This is a genomic window from Burkholderia sp. Nafp2/4-1b (assembly GCF_003635165.1).
In the GTDB taxonomy this organism is placed as follows: Bacteria; Pseudomonadota; Gammaproteobacteria; order Burkholderiales; family Burkholderiaceae; genus Burkholderia.
In genome coordinates this window covers 1-16077 of sequence record NZ_ML058669.1, presented here as the reverse complement: position 1 = coordinate 16077, position 16077 = coordinate 1, and the positions used below count along the sequence as shown (strand labels likewise).

Below are 16077 nucleotides of genomic sequence, written 5' to 3'. Positions count from 1 at the left end.
GAAAGATCCGCCGTCAGCGCCCATACCTGACCCAGCGCCGCCAGTTCCTTGCGCGCTTCCTCCGTCTTCTCCGCACGGTGGCCAACGATCACCGCGCTGCCGCCCTGGGACAGCACCATGCGCGCCGACTCCATCCCCATCCCGCTCGTGCCGCCAACAACCAGCAGCTTCTTACCCTTAAATTGGGTGCTCATTACCACCTCCAATTAAATGACCAACTAAATGGTCAGCATCACTACTTTGAAAAACACCGGCCTTAGCCGGCGCCATAGAAACAAAGCGCGCAATGGTTCGCCGCCGCTCGCTTACCCGCTGGGATCCCCACCGGGCCAGCGCCCCGACATACTGTCCCGCGCCGTTGTCCAGATGTTTCTGGTTGCCGAGGCGAGACACGCCACAGTTCCCCTGGAGCGAATTTTTGGCTCAGTCCATATATGCCGACCGATTAGTTGGTACTTTAGTAACCCTCCTCCCTCTTGTCAACAAGAGCCTTGAGGATTCGTTGGCGTGCCTCAGGTTCGCCGCACCCTCGCTTTCGACCTCGCGTTACAATCCAACGGTCCGGCACCCGGGGAATTTCAGTTGCGACGCCGCCTTCTGACTGGATCAGCACTGGCGAAGACACCGCAGCGTATATCCGATAACTCCGAAGCCGCCATCGGCTACGAAGCGACATGCTCGATCACATCGTCTATTTGAGCTAGACGCTGACGCTCGTCAAGCGTCGCTCGCCGACGCGAAGGCAGCCGTCGAATACTGTGATCGCACCCGCGCTGGGGCGTGTCGGTCAACAATGCGCCCGCGCCCACAGTCGCTCGATGACGACGCCCCATGTGCAGCGAGATTGGGTTCCGGCGATCACCCAAGGTAAGCCGTTACATGAGCCAGGACTACTGGCTATATCCGCCCGGTCGCGCTGCGGGCGGGGTTCGCACGCGCAGTGGCCGCTTCGCCGCCGTTGCGAGCGCGGCCAACACGCTCAATTTCGGCGACAACACCCATATGGGCGCGCTGTTTCTAGGCAATCGGGCCAGCCGATCGCCGGACGCGGGACGGGCCTCTGACCGAGATCCGCCGCCTCGGGTCTGGTGCATCGCGCACGAGGTCGGACCGAATCGTGCGCTGCCCGGCCTGCTCGGTCCGGGAGCGAGCCTCCACTGTCGACCATCACTTGTCGAGTTTGCCTGTCGCCAACGCTCGCGTCGGTGCCTGCTCCGTTTGCAAGTCGGCGAGCACAAACGTACTCACTGTTGCCAGAACCCCCGGAACCTTTTGAACCTGCTTCAGGATGACGTCCGAAAAGTGCTCCATGTCTTTCGCGCGCACTTCGAGGAAGTAATCATGCTCCCCGCTGACAATCCAGCACCTAGCGACTTGCGGAATGGCCCGGAGGCCACGGCTGAGCTCTTCGGGAGAGGCTGACGGATCTCGTCGCACGCCTACAAATGCTTGAATCGTAATGCCCAGCGCAGCCGGGTCTATATGTGCGCCGTAGCCTAGGATCGCGCCTTCAGATTCGAGGCGCGACACCCGGCGCGAAATCGCGGAATGCGAAAGCGGCACGAGTTCGGCCAACTCCGTGTTGGAAAGTCGCGCGTTCTTGGCCAATTCGGTCAGGATGCGGCGATCGAGGTCATCGAGTCGGTAGTTGGACATGCAAAGCCTTTGCGTTGAGAGGGTCGAGCCCAAGCAGAATTGCAAATAACCCACGCCACACCCTGCTGATAGCGAATTCTTTGCAAATATACTTGCTTGTCATCACGAACATTGCAAATTGAAATTCTCCGCAGGATACTACACCTACGATAGACGAGTGCTTGGGCGCCAGCTACTGCGACGCTCTAAGCAGCCTCCTGTCCGCGGCTATACCGTTTCTCTTGGCATAGCTATGCGTTTGCTCTTCCACCTTGCAGCCCACGCCTTTACTGCATCGGTCCCGTCAAGTCAGTCCGGAAGGAGCCGACAACTCTCGTCGTCTCGCTAACGTATTTTTGGGTTCGGCTGGACTTTTGGATCCGAGCGGCTGGGTAACGGATTCCGTTCAAACGCCGGGGGAAAGACGGAGACGTTGTTCAATATCAGCAAGTCAACCTTGTACCGCCGCTAACGCCTCGGACATGGTTCGTTTGACGCGAAAGGTTTGGGAGGCCGATCATGATTTCGTTCAACTACACATCTTCAAAGAGGCTGGGTCTTCTAAGTCTCTCGCCGTTCCATGTAGTGCTGCATGCTGCCAACGAAGAGGCCAATCGTGGTCGCGACGTCATCTACCTCTCCGTGGGTGAGCCGGGATACGTGACGCCGGAAAACGTCAAGGAAGCCGCGATTCGTGCAATCAGGGACAACAAGACCCGATATACGGCTACCGAGGGCACCGTGGAGCTACGCACCGCGATCCGCGACAAGCTCATCCGCGACAACGACCTGACTTACGCGCTGGACGAAATTACAGTCACCATGGGCGGTGTCCAGGCGATCTTCAATCTGTTGATGGCTACAGTTGAAGACGGGGACGAGATCGTGCTGCCAGCCCCATTCTTTTCTCCCTATCTGTCGTCGATCCAGCTTAGCGGCGCAAAGCCGATCCTGTTGCAGACCCAAAATGCGCACGGATTCGTTCCCCGCGCGAGCGAGATTGAAGAACTCCTTACGCCACGATCCCGATGGCTGGTCCTTAATTCGCCGTCCAATCCAAGTGGAGCGGTTATCGACGAAGACGAATTGCGCCGCATCGCTGCGGTGGTGGAGCGCCACCCGAGGTTGATGGTCTTGTCTGACGATATGTACGAAGCTCTTCGCTTTGACAGTGGCCCCTTCCGGAACATCCTGAATGTTGCGCCAGGACTGGCGAACCGTACGGTCGTCCTGAATGGAGTATCAAAAACATACTCGATGACGGGCTGGCGTCTGGCCTATCTTGCCGGGCCAAAGCCTATCATCGCTGCTGTGACACAAGTGTCACTTAGTACTGCTTTTGCACCCAATTCCATCTCCCAAGTCGCCGCGACTGAAGCCCTGGTCGGACCTCAGACAGAAATTGCTATGCAGGTGGAGGAGTACAAGGCACGTAGGGACGCCCTCGTCGAGGCATTGAAAGTCATCCCCGATCTGCCGTTCGCGATACCTCGTGGCACCTTCTTCCTGTTTGCGAACTGCGAGGCCTATTTGGGCCTGAAGGACGCGAGTGGACGACTTGTCGAAACAGACCTTGATTTGGTACTGCATGTTCTGCGCGAAACAGGCGTAGCGCTGATGCCGGGTTCCGGCTTCGGCACACCTGGCCATATCCGGATCTCGTTCGCAGCCCCCGAAAAGAGACTGAAAGAAGCCGTCGGAAGGTTGGCACATGTGCTTGCGGAACTAAAGCAGGCGCCAGCTCGATCTTGCGCCGCGGTATGACAATCCCCCCCTTCATCCTCTCAATCCAAAGGAGCCTAACATGCCCGTCGCCAAGATCTACGTTCACGAAGATTCTTTCACCAACGAGCGGCTCGAAAAAATCGGCCTCGCCGTGCAGGCTGCTCTTGAAGAGACTCTGCAAATCCCCGCCGACGACTATTTTCGAATGTTTCACGTTCTGCCAAAGGAGCGATTTGTCCACACACCTGGGTTTCTGGGTCTGATCTACTCAAAAGAATTTATTCTCCTCGAAGTGACGTTCATCGTTTCACGCCCGCCGGAGGTCCGCCTCGCCCTTCTTCGGTGTCTGAACGAGAAAATCGTCGAGGCGGTCGGAATTTCCCCCGACGATCTCGTGATCACTATCTACGAGATTGCGGGCGAAAACATTTCGTTTGGACGCGGGCAGGCACAGCGCGCACATATCTCGTCGGGCACGACCAACCACTGAGCGGCGGATCTCGCACATCGCGACGCGTGCTTGCGTGACTGCCCTGCTTATGGAGCCGGCTCGATGTCGAAGTGCGGCTCCGTGCTTGACTGAGCGAAGCCATGCGAACGTAGTCCATTTATATGGCATATAGCGAGACACTAAGGCGGAATCACTTCGACCTCGGTGGGTCTCCTGTTGTCGCTCCGCGCAGAGTCGAGATGTTTCGCGCAACTCCCGGCGACCTTCGTACGAAGGTCGCACTCCAGTCGCCTTTCGGTTCGCACACGAAAGTCGTCAACGTCGTTCGGCTTGCAATGCCTTTGTCGCAATGAGCGATCACGGTAGGATCGCAGTCCTATCAAGATACCGCCCTGCACAATTTCCCGTTAGAGAAACCCAGGAACCGCGCTTCGAACCGGCCCCTCTAGTACGACAAGGAATAAAGAGATGAGATATGTCAGTTTCATGTTAGATGGCAAAACCATGCTCGGCGTACGAGAGCGAGGAAAAATTCGACTTCTTGGTGAGGAAACTCTCGACAACCTACTTGCGTGCGGCTACGACCTCTCCGAATACGCCGCTAGCAACGGCACAAGTATTCTCCTCGACGAGTCTGCCCTCACGCTTCTCCCACCTCTTTCCCGGCCGTCGAAGATCATTTGCATTGGTCTAAATTACCTGGATCACACCGCGGAAACTGATCTGGCCCAGCCCGACTATCCCACCGTCTTTCTGCGCGCTGCTACCAGTCTAGTCGCTCACAACACACCGATGATCAAACCTGCTGCATCCGACTCTTTTGACTATGAGGGTGAACTCGCGGTGGTGCTAGGGAAAGGAGGCCGCCATATCCGGAAAGCTGATGCCCTCACACACGTTGCGGGCTATTCGCTGTTCAATGACGGTTCGGTCCGCGAATACCAGTTTAAGACGCCGCAGTGGACGATAGGGAAGAACTTCGACGGAACCGGCGCATTCGGCCCCGATCTTGTTACTGCAGACGAGCTGCCGCTAGGCGCCACAGGGCTTCTGCTCGAAACGAAATTGAACGGAGAAGTCGTTCAGTCATGCAGCACCGCCCACATGATTTTCGATGTAGCGACGCTGATAACCGTGCTCAGCGAAGCGATGACGCTCGAGGCCGGCGACGTTATTGTTAGTGGCACTCCCGCTGGTATTGGGTGGACCCGAACTCCCCGGCTACTCATGAAGGATGGCGACGTTTGCGAAGTCTCAGTGGAGGGACTTGGCGTACTTAGAAACACCATCGCAAACGAGGCTCGGCAATCCCAATTTGCATGTCACGAGCAATCGTAACACTGGTACAAAGCATACGTCGACGATAAGGCCATACCGTTTTAGGCCATGGCAAAGATGTACAGGAAGAGACTTCGCTTGAGAGAAATGGGCTTCTTCCGGTGAGTTATTGTATGCGGCAGACCAGCTCGGAGGGGCGATGTACTCAGAACCGGACTAGATGTCCATCGCTGGGCATCCCCGTGAAAACATTTCATCCGGCGACAGCAGTTCGCTGCGATGCCCCGCCGCTGGCACGATGTCGTGTGTCGACGATCGGCGCCATGCCTAGCGTTCGGTTTAAACGGCACGACGCGCGCAAAGGTAAATATGGAATCGCATGAATCGACAGCGCCGCGAGAATTTCACCATACTCTTGCCGGCCACTTCGGGGCTATGCCCGTAGTGCGCACGTGACACCGCCGGCAAGCCACTACCGGACCCAGGCAATCATCGTGCATCAACACACCGCGATGAACGCGTGCGCGAAGTCGTCAATGAGATCCTCTACCTCCTCCAGTCCCACGGACACACGAATCAGGCCATCCGGAATGTCCATTTCCTTCCGCTTGGCCGGCCCTGCTTCCCAGAAAATGGTCGACGCCACCGGAATGACCAGCGTCCTTGTATCGCCCAGCCCGGTTGCTTTGATCGGGACTTGAAGGGCATTGAGAAACTCGTTGGTGCGCGCCGCGTCCCGCAGTTCGAACGACAGCAGCCAGGCATTAGCACGGAAAAGCTGCTTTGCGCGCTGGTGCTGCGGGTGCCCGGGCAGCCCAGGATAGGACACTCGAGCAACCGAGGGATGCGCGACCAAGTACTCGGCCAACTTTTGGGCACTTTCGCTGCTCTGGCGCACACGTAGCGCGAAAGTCTCCATGCCGATAGAAATCTGGTTGGCCTGCTCCGAAGACAGCGAAGCGCCCATGTCGCGCAGCGCCTTCTTGCGGATTTGCCGCAAGCCTTGCTGTGCAGGGGGAGCGCTGCGGTACTCGTCTGCGATGTTCGGATAACCGATCCAGTCGAACTTTCCCGTATCCGTCACCGCGCCACCCAGCGCCGCCCCATGGCCAGAGAGGGTTTTTGACAACGAGTTGACCACCAAGCTTGCACCCACGGTCGCGGGCTTGAACAGCGCAGGCGACGTGATGGTATTGTCCACCACGTACACCAGACCACGCTCCCGACACAATTTCCCAACACCCTCAAGGTCCGCGATCTGGGTGCCAGGATTGGCGATGGTCTCGAGGAAAACCATTTTGGTCGTCGGAGTCAACGCGTCGGCGACGGCCTGCGCAGACGCCATGTCAACCATTGATACTGCGATGCCGAGTTGCTGCAAGGTCCCCAACAGGCTATTGGTGTTACCGAAAACGTGGCGACTCGAAATGAGATGGTCCCCTGCCTTGAGCAGCGTCAGGAATATTGCCGTGATCGCCCCCATGCCGGTAGCGAAGCACACGGTGCCGACACCATCTTCGAGGTCGTTGACCTTTGCCTCCAGCAAAGCGGTCGTCGGCGTACCTTGGCGCGAATAGTTGAAGCTGCCTTTCTTCGTGCCTTGGAATATCCCGATCAGGTCTTCCACTTTTTCAAAGCCATATTGCGCCGATGTATGCACGGGCGCGCGCAGCGAGCCGTGCTCCATGCCGATGCGGCGATCTCGGTGGACAATACTCGTGGTGAATCCGTTCTTTTTCGTTGCATTCATTCTGTGCGTTCCTCCAAGAGCTCGTAACCGAATATCAATCGCCTCCTCCGACGTGCGGGCTACCTATCGCAGGGTCACAAATTCCTCGGCCGCCGTGGGGTGGATCGCTACCGTGTTGTCGAGGTCCGCCTTGGTGGCACCCATCTTCAACGCAACAGCAAATCCCTGCAGCATCTCGTCCATGCCGAATCCGATGCCATGGATGCCGACGATCTTCTCGTCGGGCCCCGTGCATACGAGCTTCATGCGGGCAAGCTGGCGATGCCGAGTCATCGCGGTAAACATCGCTGTGAATGCTGACTGGTATACCTTCACGGCCGAGTCGCCGAACTTCGCGCGGGCTTCAGGCTCCGTCAGTCCCACGGTGCCGATTGGCGGATGGCTGAATACGACAGTGGGAACATTCTCGTAGTCGAGGTGTTCATTGGGCTTGCTGTTGAATAGGCGTTCGGAAAGGCGTCGTCCCGCGGCCACCGCCACCGGCGTCAACTGAACCAGGCCGGTAATGTCGCCCACGGCATAGATCCCGCGAACGCTGGTGTTCTGGTACTTGTCCACCATCACATAGCCATCGCGGCTCAGCGCGACGCCAGCCGAGTGCAGGCAAAGGTCGGCAGTATCCGGCTCACGGCCAATGGCCCATACGATGCAGTCGGTCGTGTGACTCTTTCCGCTTTCGAGTTGCAGGGTCAGGCTGCCGTCGATGTTCTTACGCACGGCCATCGGAACGGCGTCAGTATGCAAGGTAGGGCCCTCGGCCTGCATCACTTCCATTAGCGTGCTGCGCAACATAGGATCAAACTGGCGCAGCGGCGCGTCCCTGCGGACAAACAGATGCGTTTGTGAGCCCAACGCGTTCAGCACACCGGCCAGTTCGACCGCGATGTAGCCGGCGCCTACCACGGCCGTGCGTCGAGGCATTTCCGGCAAGGCAAAAAAGCCCTCTGAATCTAGTCCGTGCTCCGCGCCCGGGATGTTAGGGCGCGACGGGCGGCAACCCGTGGCGATGAGGAAATGGTCGGCCGTCATCCGCTCGCCACCTACCTCGATTGTGTGGTCGTCGACGAATCGGGCGAAGCCCTGAATCACGTCTACTTTGTTCCTATCCAGGCCCGTTTCGTAGGAGGCCTGGATGCGCTCGATATAAGCGCTTCGGTTTTTCACCAAGGCTGCCCAATTGAAGCTATTCACCGTTGTGTCGAACCCATAGTCCGGGCCGTAGCGATGAATGGCCTCGGATATCTGAGCAGCATGCCACATCACTTTCTTAGGCACGCAGCCGACGTTGACGCAGGTACCACCAAGGTCCTTGGCTTCGATGAGAGCGCACTGCTTGCCGTACGTCGCCGCACGATTCACCGAAGCGATGCCACCACTGCCGCCACCGATAGCAATGTAGTCATAGTGTTTCATCGAAATCTCCTCACTTTTCAGTCTTCGCACGGGCAAAGCGGGTCGTGACCGCAACACCGACCAACACCACGATGGCCGCGAGTGCACTTCGAGCCGATAGCGCTTCGCCCAGCACGACAATGCCGAGCAGCGCACTCAATACGGGAACCGACAATTGCACTGTCCCTGCGCTGATCGCCGTCATGCGGACTCGCACCCAGTACCAGACGACGTAAGCCAGCGCCGAAGTCAGGCATCCTGACAAGGCGGCGTAGGTCAAGCCGGTTGCATCGACACGGAGCTGGTCCCGCTGGAACCACAGCAGCACTAACGCGAACGGCGCGGCCAAGATGAAACTGCTTGCCGTGCCGACGACGGGCGAACCATTGGCACGCCCCAGCAAAGAAAAACCGCCCCATGCCAGCCCTGCCACCAACATCAGGATTGATGAATCGAGGGGCGGCGCAATATCAGACGGCACCAAGAAGACAGCCAGCCCTGCAAGCGCCAGCATGACACCCCAGAGGTTGGTCTTTTCACCCTTGGCGTACCCGTAACCGATCATCAGCAATTGCGCCGAAGCAAACAGCACCAGAGCACCCGCGCCCGTATCCATGCCACGATAGGCGAAGGAAAACGCCGTGACGTAAATAAAGAGCAGCACGGCAGAGAGCCATTCGCTCCGAGATGTGCGAGGTTTGCAGCGCTGCAGGCCCACGATACACGCTAACGTCAACGCTCCCGCCATTAGCCTTGCGGCCATGAACGAAGCCGGGTCAATGGGCGTGGTCTGCAACGCCATGCGCGTGAACAGAGAGTTTGCCGCAAATGCCAGCATCGTGATGCCCGTCAAGGACGCCAGCCACCACGAGGCTCGCCCCGTGTGCAACCTTCTGGCGTTGTTGAATTCGGTTTCCGGTGTCCGCATGCCGTCGCCTCCGCCGATTGAATTTAAATGGGCAAAAAACCGTCGACCGACAGATAGCGTTCGCCCGTGTCGTAGGCAAAGCCCAACACGCGAGCACCGGCGTGCAACTCGGGCAACTTTTGTGCGATAGCGGCGAGCGTGGCGCCGGAAGAAATGCCGACCAGCAAACCTTCCTCGCGCGCGGCGCGACGTGCGAACTCCCTGGCAGGTTCACCTTCGATCTGAATTACGCCGTCGAGGAGGCTGGTATCGAGATTCTTGGGTACAAAACCTGGGGCGAGCCCCTGGAGCGGGTGAGGCGCGGGCCGGCCGCCAGAAAGTACTGGCGATTCGGCTGGTTCCACCGCAAATACCTTGAGATTGGGGAACCTGGCCTTTAGCACTTTGGCCACGCCGGTCAAATGCCCGCCCGTGCCCACGCCCGTAATCAGAGCGTCTAAGCCCTCAGGGAAGTCTTTGAGCACTTCCTGAGCGGTGGTGGCTTGATGCACAGCTGCGTTGACAGGATTTTCGAACTGCTGAGGCATCCAGGCGTCTGGCATCTGGGCGCGTAGTTCCTGCGCACGGTCAATGGCGCCCTTCATGCCCTTTTCCTTCGGCGTTAAGTCGAAGCCAGCACCGTAAGCCAGCATCAGGCGACGGCGCTCGACGGACATATTCTCGGGCATCACGAGAATCAACTTGTAGCCCTTGACCGCTGCCACCAGGGCGAGGCCCACGCCGGTATTCCCGCTGGTCGGCTCGATGATGGTGCCGCCTGGCTTCAAAGCACCGGACTTTTCGGCATCTTCCACCATTGCCAATGCAATGCGATCCTTGATCGAGCCGCCGGGATTTCCTCGCTCCGATTTAATCCACACATTGGCGCTCGCGCCGAACAGCCGGTTGATATGGATGGCGGGCGTATTGCCGATGGTCTGCAGCACGTTGTCGAATTTCATGCCCCCTCCCGCAGATCGTGCATCGTCAGGACCATGCGGAACCTGACATCACCAGATTTCATTCGCTGGTATGCCTCATTGGCCTGTTCAAGAGGCATGATTTCAATCTTCGGACGCACGCCGGCAAGTACGCTGAAGTCCAGTGTCTTCTCGTTTTCGTAGGGCGTACCGGTGATCGAGCCGAGCACGCTGCGCTCGCCTACCACCAGATGGCCGGCCGAGACAGGCAGCGGATCCTTGCCGGCGCCTAGCAACACGAGTCGCCCTAACGGTGCCAGACCTCCTATCAACGCCGACACGGTGTCCGTATGACCGATGGTGCTTACAATGGCTTGCGCCCCGCCCATGCTCTTGAGCTTGGCTGCCGCATCTTCCCCGTTCGTGTCGATGTAGAGGTGCGCCCCCAGGCTCAATGCGTCATCAGCAATATCACTTCCGCGCCCGATGGCGATGACCCTGAATCCCATACGACGCGCGTATTGCAGCGCCATATGTCCTAAGCCACCGATACCCAGGACGGCTACGATGTCGCCGGCCTGCGCACCGCACTTCTTCAGCGCATTGAATGTAGCGATACCAGCGCAGAGGATCGGCGCTGCTTCCTCGGCATTGAGTTCATCGGGGATGGATACCAGCCCAGTGGCACGCGCAAGCATCATTTCGGCATAGCCACCATCGCAGGTGGCACCGACGAACGGCTGCTTCTGGCAAAGTTGGAACTGCCCCTGTCGGCACTGTATGCATTCGTTGCAATGTCCACCCAGCCGGCCCACGCCCACGCGCTGGCCCAGCTTCCAAATAGAGGGAGCATGCTCACCCAGCGCCACAATGCGTCCAACCACTTCGTGGCCTGGCACGCGCGGTTGCTGCAGCGACGAGTCGATCCTCTCGATATCACCGATGTCTGCACCGCAGATGCCACAAGCCTCTACCTCGATCAACGCTTCGCCGGTGCCCGGCTTCGGTATCGGGCGCTCGACCATCTCGAGAAGGCCTGGGCGTGATGCTTGCATGGCTCGGTAGGTGGTCTTCATATTTTCCAGTCCTAATATAATTGGTCTTTCTGAAAGAGTCGGAGCAAGGACAATGCGACGAAATTTAATGCTTATGAAACAACAGCACGCCTCATTTCCTGGTTTTTTTGGCGACGTCGCTCCGCATCATTGGAATCGTACATGTAGGTTCATGTTCGATACGGTTTTTTGCACATGTAGTCACCGTACGACTCAGCTTTCTCAGAGCTGTGCGAAGCCGCCGTCCACAACGATTTCTGCGCCAAGCATGTAGCGCGACTCATCACTAGCCAGGAACAGAACGGCTTGAGCTATTTCCAGCGGCTCACCCAAGCGGTGGGCTGGAATCCGCAGCGACATCTGCCGTTTGGTCTCGGCCAGTTGCGCCGGCGTAGCGCCTTCCAGTTCGAAAATGGGCGTGTCGATCGCACCCGGACTGATAGCGTTGACGCGAATTTTGCGATCGAGCAGTTCGCATGACCACGAACGAGCGAACGAACGAACGGCCGATTTGGTCGCCGCCAGCGTCGAGAAGCCGGCCATGCCCACCGCGTTGAGCCACGCGGAGTTGAGAATCACCGAAGCACCATCCCGCAGCACGGGCGTGATCGCCTGCATGGAAAAAAACAGCCCCTTGACATTGACGTCCATCAACTCGTCGAAGCGAGCCTCATCCGTGCCCTGCAGCGGCGTGGAGAAAGCCACGCCGGCGTTACCGAAGAACACGTCCAATCCACCGTGACCAAAGGCATCCGCAACCTCCCGCGCCATACGTTGCATGTCCTCGCGCACCCGCACGTCGGCCTTAATGATCGTAACAGCGCTACCAAGCTTGGCCCGCGCCTGCTCTAGCCTGGCTTCATCGCGGCCCGTGATTGCCACCCGCGCGCCTTCTCGTACAAATAGTTCGGCGGTGGTCAGACCGATGCCACTTGTCGCACCGGTAACCAAGGCGGTCTTACCTTTTAACCTCATTGTCAGCTCCTAGATGGAATCCGGTTTTTCGGAAAAACCATGGTTGCTGCCGGGCGCAGTCAGCGGCTCTTGCCTCTCCCCCTCCGCTTCGAGAAAGGTACTGACGTCCGAGCCACGAACGAGCGTCAAATCGACGGGGCATCGATCAGCGATTGACAGCAACTTCTCGCGTTGCTCGTCGTTGAGCGGCCCGTGAAGAGCGATCGTGCGAGTGAAAAGGTCCGCAGGCGTTTGGTCGGCCCGCTTGGAATGAGTCACACGGGTGCTCGCGCGCACGAGTGGGATCCCTTTTCGACGCGCGTACATGCGCATTGTCATTACCGTGCATGCAGCGAGACCTGCAGAGACGAACTCGTAAGGTGACAGTCCGCTTGCCAACCCGCCAACTGACTCGGGTTCATCGGCCAGGAAGCTGTGCTTACCGCTGCGCATGGAGAGTTGGAACAGGCCGACACCCGTTTCCTCGGCCAATACGCCATCCCCATGCGAAATATCCGGCAGGTCTTCGACCAGGGCAGGAAGGTAGCGTACCGCCCAAGCCGCGATCACCGAAGCGACGTAGTCAGAGTCCGACCGACGGGTTAGCAAATGGTCGGCATCGTCGAGCGATACGAAACTCTTGGGATGACGCGCCGCTAGAAAGATGCGCGTCGCGTTATTGATGTCCACAATGCTATCGCCTGGCGCGTGCATCACCAGCAATGGCTTGCTCATCTGACCGATACGATCTTCCAGTTTCTGTTGACGAGCATCGTCGAGAAACGACTTGCGTATCGTAAACGGACGCCCTGCCAGCAGCAGTTCCGCTTCCCCCTCTCGCTCGATCTGCGCGAGCGAATCACTGCCGAACAGACGAAGAACGTGTTCGACACTGGACGGAGCTCCTATCGTTGCCACCGCTTTCACTGAGGGCATGTCCGCCGCGGCCGCCAAAGCCGCAGCACCACCGAGACTGTGACCAATCAGTAATGATGGTGCGAGGCCCGCCTCGGTCATGGCGCGACCGGCTGCAACAAGATCATCAACGTCCGCCGCGAAGGTGGAATCGGCGAACTCGCCTGCGCTGCCGCCTAGTCCTGCAAAATCAAAGCGAAGCACGCCGATTCCCGCCAATGCAAGGGCTCTTGCAACACGAGCGGCGGCGAGGCTGTCCTTGCCGCACGTGAAGCAGTGAGCGAAAATCGCCCAGCCGCGCGGTGTGCTCTGTGGGCGTTCTATCCGCCCAGCTAACAGGCTTCCGTGTGCGCCGACGAAGTCAAAACGTTGCTCTGCCATGGTCATCTCCTTGATCGAATCAGGTCCATCGAAGACTCGTCTCCTTGAACGACAGACGCGGGCAATGCGGTTGAAGCAACTAACGCCCGAACACCATTGCCTGCGGCCTCAATCGCGCCAGCGAGGTAACCAGGAAACTGCGGCGACCATTCGCTGCCAATACCGGTCAGGCGCTCTCGCCAGGGACCGGACGCGGCCGTCGGCGCAGGGGCCGCCGCGTGGTGCGCAGCGCCGCCCAGATCGGCCAAAGTGGCCGTGTACGGATCCTGCGCCCAGTCCTTGATGGCCTCGGCACGGGGCATCGCCGCCTGCAGCCCGAATAAGCGTGTGAGTTGCGCGCGGCAGTGTGTGCGCAACACTTCCTGCTCCACGTTCTTGCGCACTGAAGCCGGCACACCGAAGAAGCCGAACAGCGCCGCACTTCCGTCTGGCATGGAAGCGTCATGGATCTCGCCGAGCGGCCCATGTGCGCTACGCGCGTCGCCTGACAGGCCCTCCTCGCGCCAGAACGGGCTATCGTAGATGGCGATGTATTTGGCATGGGGGGCCATCCACGTCGCGGTTGCGCGCCACTGTCGGGCCAACACCTGTGGCAACGGCGGCTCGAACGCGATGGTATGCTCGGCGAGGCGCGGTGGCATGGCCAGTAGCACGTGCTCGGCACGCCAGATGGTGACGTGCCCCGCGGCGTCTTCAACATCCACGTCGACATGCTGGTCTAAGCAGCGCAGGTGGCGCACTGTGGTCCCAGTGATGATCCGCGTGGGATTCAATGTGCGGTGCAGTGCGTCTACCAGCGCGCTCATTCCGCCGATGAGTCGCATCGAGGCCGGCGAATTCGCATAGCCACGCATGCGGGCAGGAGGCTCGTCGATTGAGCGCTCCACTACCATGTCGCCAGTTTCGAACTGCTGGAAAGTCCTCAAGCCGAGGACCTCGATGAGGTGATGCAATTCGCGCTGGTATTCAGGCCAAAACCACGTCGGCCCAAGGTCAAAGCGGTCAATGGCGTCAGCGATCGCACGGGGGGACGGCTCTTTCGGTGCGGTGATCGACGCAATGCGACCGCCGAGCGCGTCACGCGCCTCCAGCAGCACATAGTCGTGAATACCCTGCCGCTCCAGCAGCCATGCGGCATACAGGCCACTCAATCCGGCGCCGATGATGGCAATGCGCGTCGTTTGCATAGTCACGCCTCCACTTCGACGGCAGTCAGGTGGCCGGTCTTGAGATAGATAGAGGCGCCCTGCGCGCCCGCGACAATGTCAAGAGACTCGCCTGCCGGCAGGCGGATCCAACTGCCCTGTCCATAGGCTCGCTCTTCCATCACCACATCGCCTCCGAGAACCAGCAGTTCAGTGCCTTCGGAGTGTTGCGAGAACAACGCTTCATGGACAGCAAGACGCTGCAGACAGACCTGTTCCAATTCGTCCGAGAACAGCGGACAGATATCGCGCCCATCCTGGCGGTGCCACGCCATCGGATCGCGGGTGTCGATACGCACGGGCCGCTGCTCGTGCGCCGGCATTTGCTGGAGTTTGACGAAAATGGTGGCGCCTTCGGCGCTCGAAGGCTGATGACTTGAGCCGGGCGGATTGCGCAGGTACCAGCCTGCCGGATAGTGCTGATCTCCTTCGGAGAGCGTGCCCGACAGGACGAGAATCTCCTCGCCACCCGGATGTAGGTGGCGCGGAAAACAAGAATGAGGAGCGTACCGCACGATGCTGGTTGCACGGGCCTTCTCCGCACCCACACGATCCAGCATCACACGCTCTACACCGCCCTGGGGTGAGGCGACCCAGTGGTATTGGTGGGGCGCGATGATAGCGCGGCGGGAGAAATCGGCGTTGATTAGCATGGGTCCTTCCAGACATCGTAGGGAAAGGTGCCAGCCGGCCGCCCGATAGGCGCCGGCGGTCACCTTTTTGTACTGCTTACTTGGTGGGCAACTGCTGATAGGTCTCGATGACGCGCGCCGAATAGGTCAACGCAGCGCCTGCATTCAGGGCGATGGCGACGCCAAGCGCCTCGGAGATTTCCTCCAGCGAGGCGCCCGCCTCGACCGCCTTCTTCGTGTGCACGGAAATGCAGCCGTCGCAGCGCGTGGTGACGGCCACCGCGAGGGCAATCAGTTCATGCATTTTCGGCTCGAGATGACCGGTCTTGGCTGCGGCGTTATCGATTGTCATCAGGCCGCGAACGACGTCAGGGCTTTGCTTGGCGTAGTCGCCCACGCGCTCGAGCAGGTCATCACGGTAGGCGTTCCAGTCTTGCATCATGGCTCTTTCTCCTGTTCAGAATTGGGATGCCTGGCGTCGGCATGACGCCCGGCAATGTCGACTTACGCCGTCAGATAGACGCGCACGTCGGGCGCGGCGTCCAGCAGCGGCTTGAGGCCGCCGACGACATCGGCGGTGAACAGCTCGCTTTGCAGGTAGGCGTTCGCGTTTTCCTTCGTATCGAAGCCGTGCAACACCTGCACGTCTTCATCGCGCACCAGCAGTTCCTTGGACTTCGCGCCCTTGATAGTGTCGAGGAACGGCGCCTTGAACTTCTGATAGATCCCGGCGGCCGCAGCGCGATTGGCGTCGGCAATCTTGAGCGTGATTTGCAGATAGACCATTTGCAGTTTTCCTTGCGAAGTGGTGGGTGGAGGAACAACGCGGACAGGTATCCGACCCTGTCCGCCGAATATCAGTTACGGCCGGCCATCA

General features: G+C 59.2%; 16 protein-coding genes. 3 read left to right on the top strand and 13 right to left on the bottom strand.

All coding sequences use genetic code 11. The features are described from left to right. On the bottom strand, positions 1-194 hold a 194-nt coding region (locus C7H84_RS35595; protein ID WP_121863153.1), incomplete at its 3' end, for an SDR family NAD(P)-dependent oxidoreductase. A 973-nt stretch (positions 195-1167) separates the two neighbouring features. Next, positions 1168-1656, bottom strand: a complete 489-nt coding sequence (locus tag C7H84_RS35590) for an Lrp/AsnC family transcriptional regulator (RefSeq protein ID WP_121863152.1) — start codon at positions 1654-1656, stop codon at positions 1168-1170. A gap of 498 nt (positions 1657-2154) precedes the next feature. Between C7H84_RS35590 and C7H84_RS35585 the strand changes: the two genes are divergently transcribed. The 3 genes from C7H84_RS35585 to C7H84_RS35575 all read left to right on the top strand — a co-directional run bounded on the left by C7H84_RS35585 (position 2155) and on the right by C7H84_RS35575 (position 5149). Beyond that, a complete protein-coding gene (locus C7H84_RS35585) occupies positions 2155-3399 on the top strand; it encodes a pyridoxal phosphate-dependent aminotransferase (protein ID WP_121863151.1) in 1245 nt (414 codons plus the stop codon). Positions 3400-3439: 40 nt separating this feature from the next. Next, positions 3440-3850: a tautomerase family protein gene (locus tag C7H84_RS35580; RefSeq protein WP_121863150.1), complete on the top strand. Its 411-nt coding sequence runs from the start codon at positions 3440-3442 to the stop codon at positions 3848-3850. A gap of 429 nt (positions 3851-4279) precedes the next feature. Beyond that, on the top strand, positions 4280-5149 hold the full coding sequence (locus C7H84_RS35575; protein WP_121863149.1) for a fumarylacetoacetate hydrolase family protein: 870 nt from the start codon (positions 4280-4282) through the stop codon (positions 5147-5149). 439 nt (positions 5150-5588) lie between these two features. Here C7H84_RS35575 and C7H84_RS35570 read toward each other — a convergent pair whose 3' ends face one another. The 11 genes from C7H84_RS35570 to C7H84_RS35520 all read right to left on the bottom strand — a co-directional run bounded on the left by C7H84_RS35570 (position 5589) and on the right by C7H84_RS35520 (position 15986). After that, positions 5589-6839, bottom strand: coding sequence for a cystathionine gamma-synthase family protein (locus tag C7H84_RS35570; protein WP_121863148.1), 1251 nt, complete (start codon positions 6837-6839; stop codon positions 5589-5591). A gap of 63 nt (positions 6840-6902) precedes the next feature. Continuing rightward, entirely contained in the window at positions 6903-8252 is a 1350-nt protein-coding gene (gene gorA, locus C7H84_RS35565) for a glutathione-disulfide reductase (RefSeq protein WP_121863147.1), read from the bottom strand. 10 nt (positions 8253-8262) lie between these two features. Continuing rightward, on the bottom strand, positions 8263-9159 hold the full coding sequence (locus C7H84_RS35560) for a DMT family transporter (RefSeq protein ID WP_240462205.1): 897 nt from the start codon (positions 9157-9159) through the stop codon (positions 8263-8265). Between the two features lie 23 nt (positions 9160-9182). Continuing rightward, positions 9183-10100, bottom strand: coding sequence for a cysteine synthase A (gene cysK / locus C7H84_RS35555; protein ID WP_121863146.1), 918 nt, complete (start codon positions 10098-10100; stop codon positions 9183-9185). Then, a complete protein-coding gene (locus C7H84_RS35550) occupies positions 10097-11134 on the bottom strand; it encodes an alcohol dehydrogenase (protein WP_121863145.1) in 1038 nt (345 codons plus the stop codon). Before C7H84_RS35550 ends, cysK begins: the two co-directional genes overlap by 4 nt. A 201-nt stretch (positions 11135-11335) precedes the next feature. Then, entirely contained in the window at positions 11336-12088 is a 753-nt protein-coding gene (locus C7H84_RS35545; RefSeq protein ID WP_121863144.1) for an SDR family oxidoreductase, read from the bottom strand. A 9-nt stretch (positions 12089-12097) separates the two neighbouring features. Then, positions 12098-13363: a bifunctional alpha/beta hydrolase/OsmC family protein gene (locus C7H84_RS35540; protein ID WP_205611504.1), complete on the bottom strand. Its 1266-nt coding sequence runs from the start codon at positions 13361-13363 to the stop codon at positions 12098-12100. A gap of 2 nt (positions 13364-13365) precedes the next feature. Continuing rightward, the gene (locus tag C7H84_RS35535; RefSeq protein WP_205611503.1) at positions 13366-14550 is read right to left on the bottom strand and encodes an FAD-dependent oxidoreductase; all 1185 of its coding nucleotides are present in this window, start codon (positions 14548-14550) and stop codon (positions 13366-13368) included. Between the two features lie 2 nt (positions 14551-14552). After that, complete coding sequence (locus tag C7H84_RS35530) at positions 14553-15221, bottom strand: cupin domain-containing protein (RefSeq protein ID WP_121863141.1); 669 nt, start codon at positions 15219-15221, stop codon at positions 14553-14555. Positions 15222-15297: 76 nt separating this feature from the next. Further along, positions 15298-15642 carry a carboxymuconolactone decarboxylase family protein gene (locus C7H84_RS35525; RefSeq protein WP_121863140.1) on the bottom strand — a complete coding sequence of 115 codons (345 nt, stop codon included), beginning with the start codon at positions 15640-15642 and terminating at the stop codon, positions 15298-15300. 62 nt (positions 15643-15704) lie between these two features. After that, the gene (locus C7H84_RS35520) at positions 15705-15986 is read right to left on the bottom strand and encodes a hypothetical protein (protein ID WP_121863139.1); all 282 of its coding nucleotides are present in this window, start codon (positions 15984-15986) and stop codon (positions 15705-15707) included. Positions 15987-16077 lie beyond the last annotated feature (91 nt).

Excerpts from the sequence above, each read along its gene's own strand:
- C7H84_RS35545 (WP_121863144.1), bottom strand. The coding sequence starts at position 12,088 with ATGAGGTTAAAAGGTAAGACCGCCTTGGTTACCGGTGCGACAAGTGGC.
- gorA (WP_121863147.1), bottom strand. The coding sequence starts at position 8,252 with ATGAAACACTATGACTACATTGCTATCGGTGGCGGCAGTGGTGGCATC.
- C7H84_RS35575 (WP_121863149.1), top strand. The coding sequence starts at position 4,280 with ATGAGATATGTCAGTTTCATGTTAGATGGCAAAACCATGCTCGGCGTA.
- C7H84_RS35590 (WP_121863152.1), bottom strand. The coding sequence starts at position 1,656 with ATGTCCAACTACCGACTCGATGACCTCGATCGCCGCATCCTGACCGAA.
- C7H84_RS35540 (WP_205611504.1), bottom strand. The coding sequence starts at position 13,363 with ATGGCAGAGCAACGTTTTGACTTCGTCGGCGCACACGGAAGCCTGTTA.
- C7H84_RS35570 (WP_121863148.1), bottom strand. The coding sequence starts at position 6,839 with ATGAATGCAACGAAAAAGAACGGATTCACCACGAGTATTGTCCACCGA.
- C7H84_RS35585 (WP_121863151.1), top strand. The coding sequence starts at position 2,155 with ATGATTTCGTTCAACTACACATCTTCAAAGAGGCTGGGTCTTCTAAGT.
- C7H84_RS35550 (WP_121863145.1), bottom strand. The coding sequence starts at position 11,134 with ATGAAGACCACCTACCGAGCCATGCAAGCATCACGCCCAGGCCTTCTC.
- C7H84_RS35535 (WP_205611503.1), bottom strand. The coding sequence starts at position 14,550 with ATGCAAACGACGCGCATTGCCATCATCGGCGCCGGATTGAGTGGCCTG.
- C7H84_RS35580 (WP_121863150.1), top strand. The coding sequence starts at position 3,440 with ATGCCCGTCGCCAAGATCTACGTTCACGAAGATTCTTTCACCAACGAG.
- cysK (WP_121863146.1), bottom strand. The coding sequence starts at position 10,100 with ATGAAATTCGACAACGTGCTGCAGACCATCGGCAATACGCCCGCCATC.
- C7H84_RS35560 (WP_240462205.1), bottom strand. The coding sequence starts at position 9,159 with ATGCGGACACCGGAAACCGAATTCAACAACGCCAGAAGGTTGCACACG.
- C7H84_RS35525 (WP_121863140.1), bottom strand. The coding sequence starts at position 15,642 with ATGATGCAAGACTGGAACGCCTACCGTGATGACCTGCTCGAGCGCGTG.
- C7H84_RS35530 (WP_121863141.1), bottom strand. The coding sequence starts at position 15,221 with ATGCTAATCAACGCCGATTTCTCCCGCCGCGCTATCATCGCGCCCCAC.
- C7H84_RS35520 (WP_121863139.1), bottom strand. The coding sequence starts at position 15,986 with ATGGTCTATCTGCAAATCACGCTCAAGATTGCCGACGCCAATCGCGCT.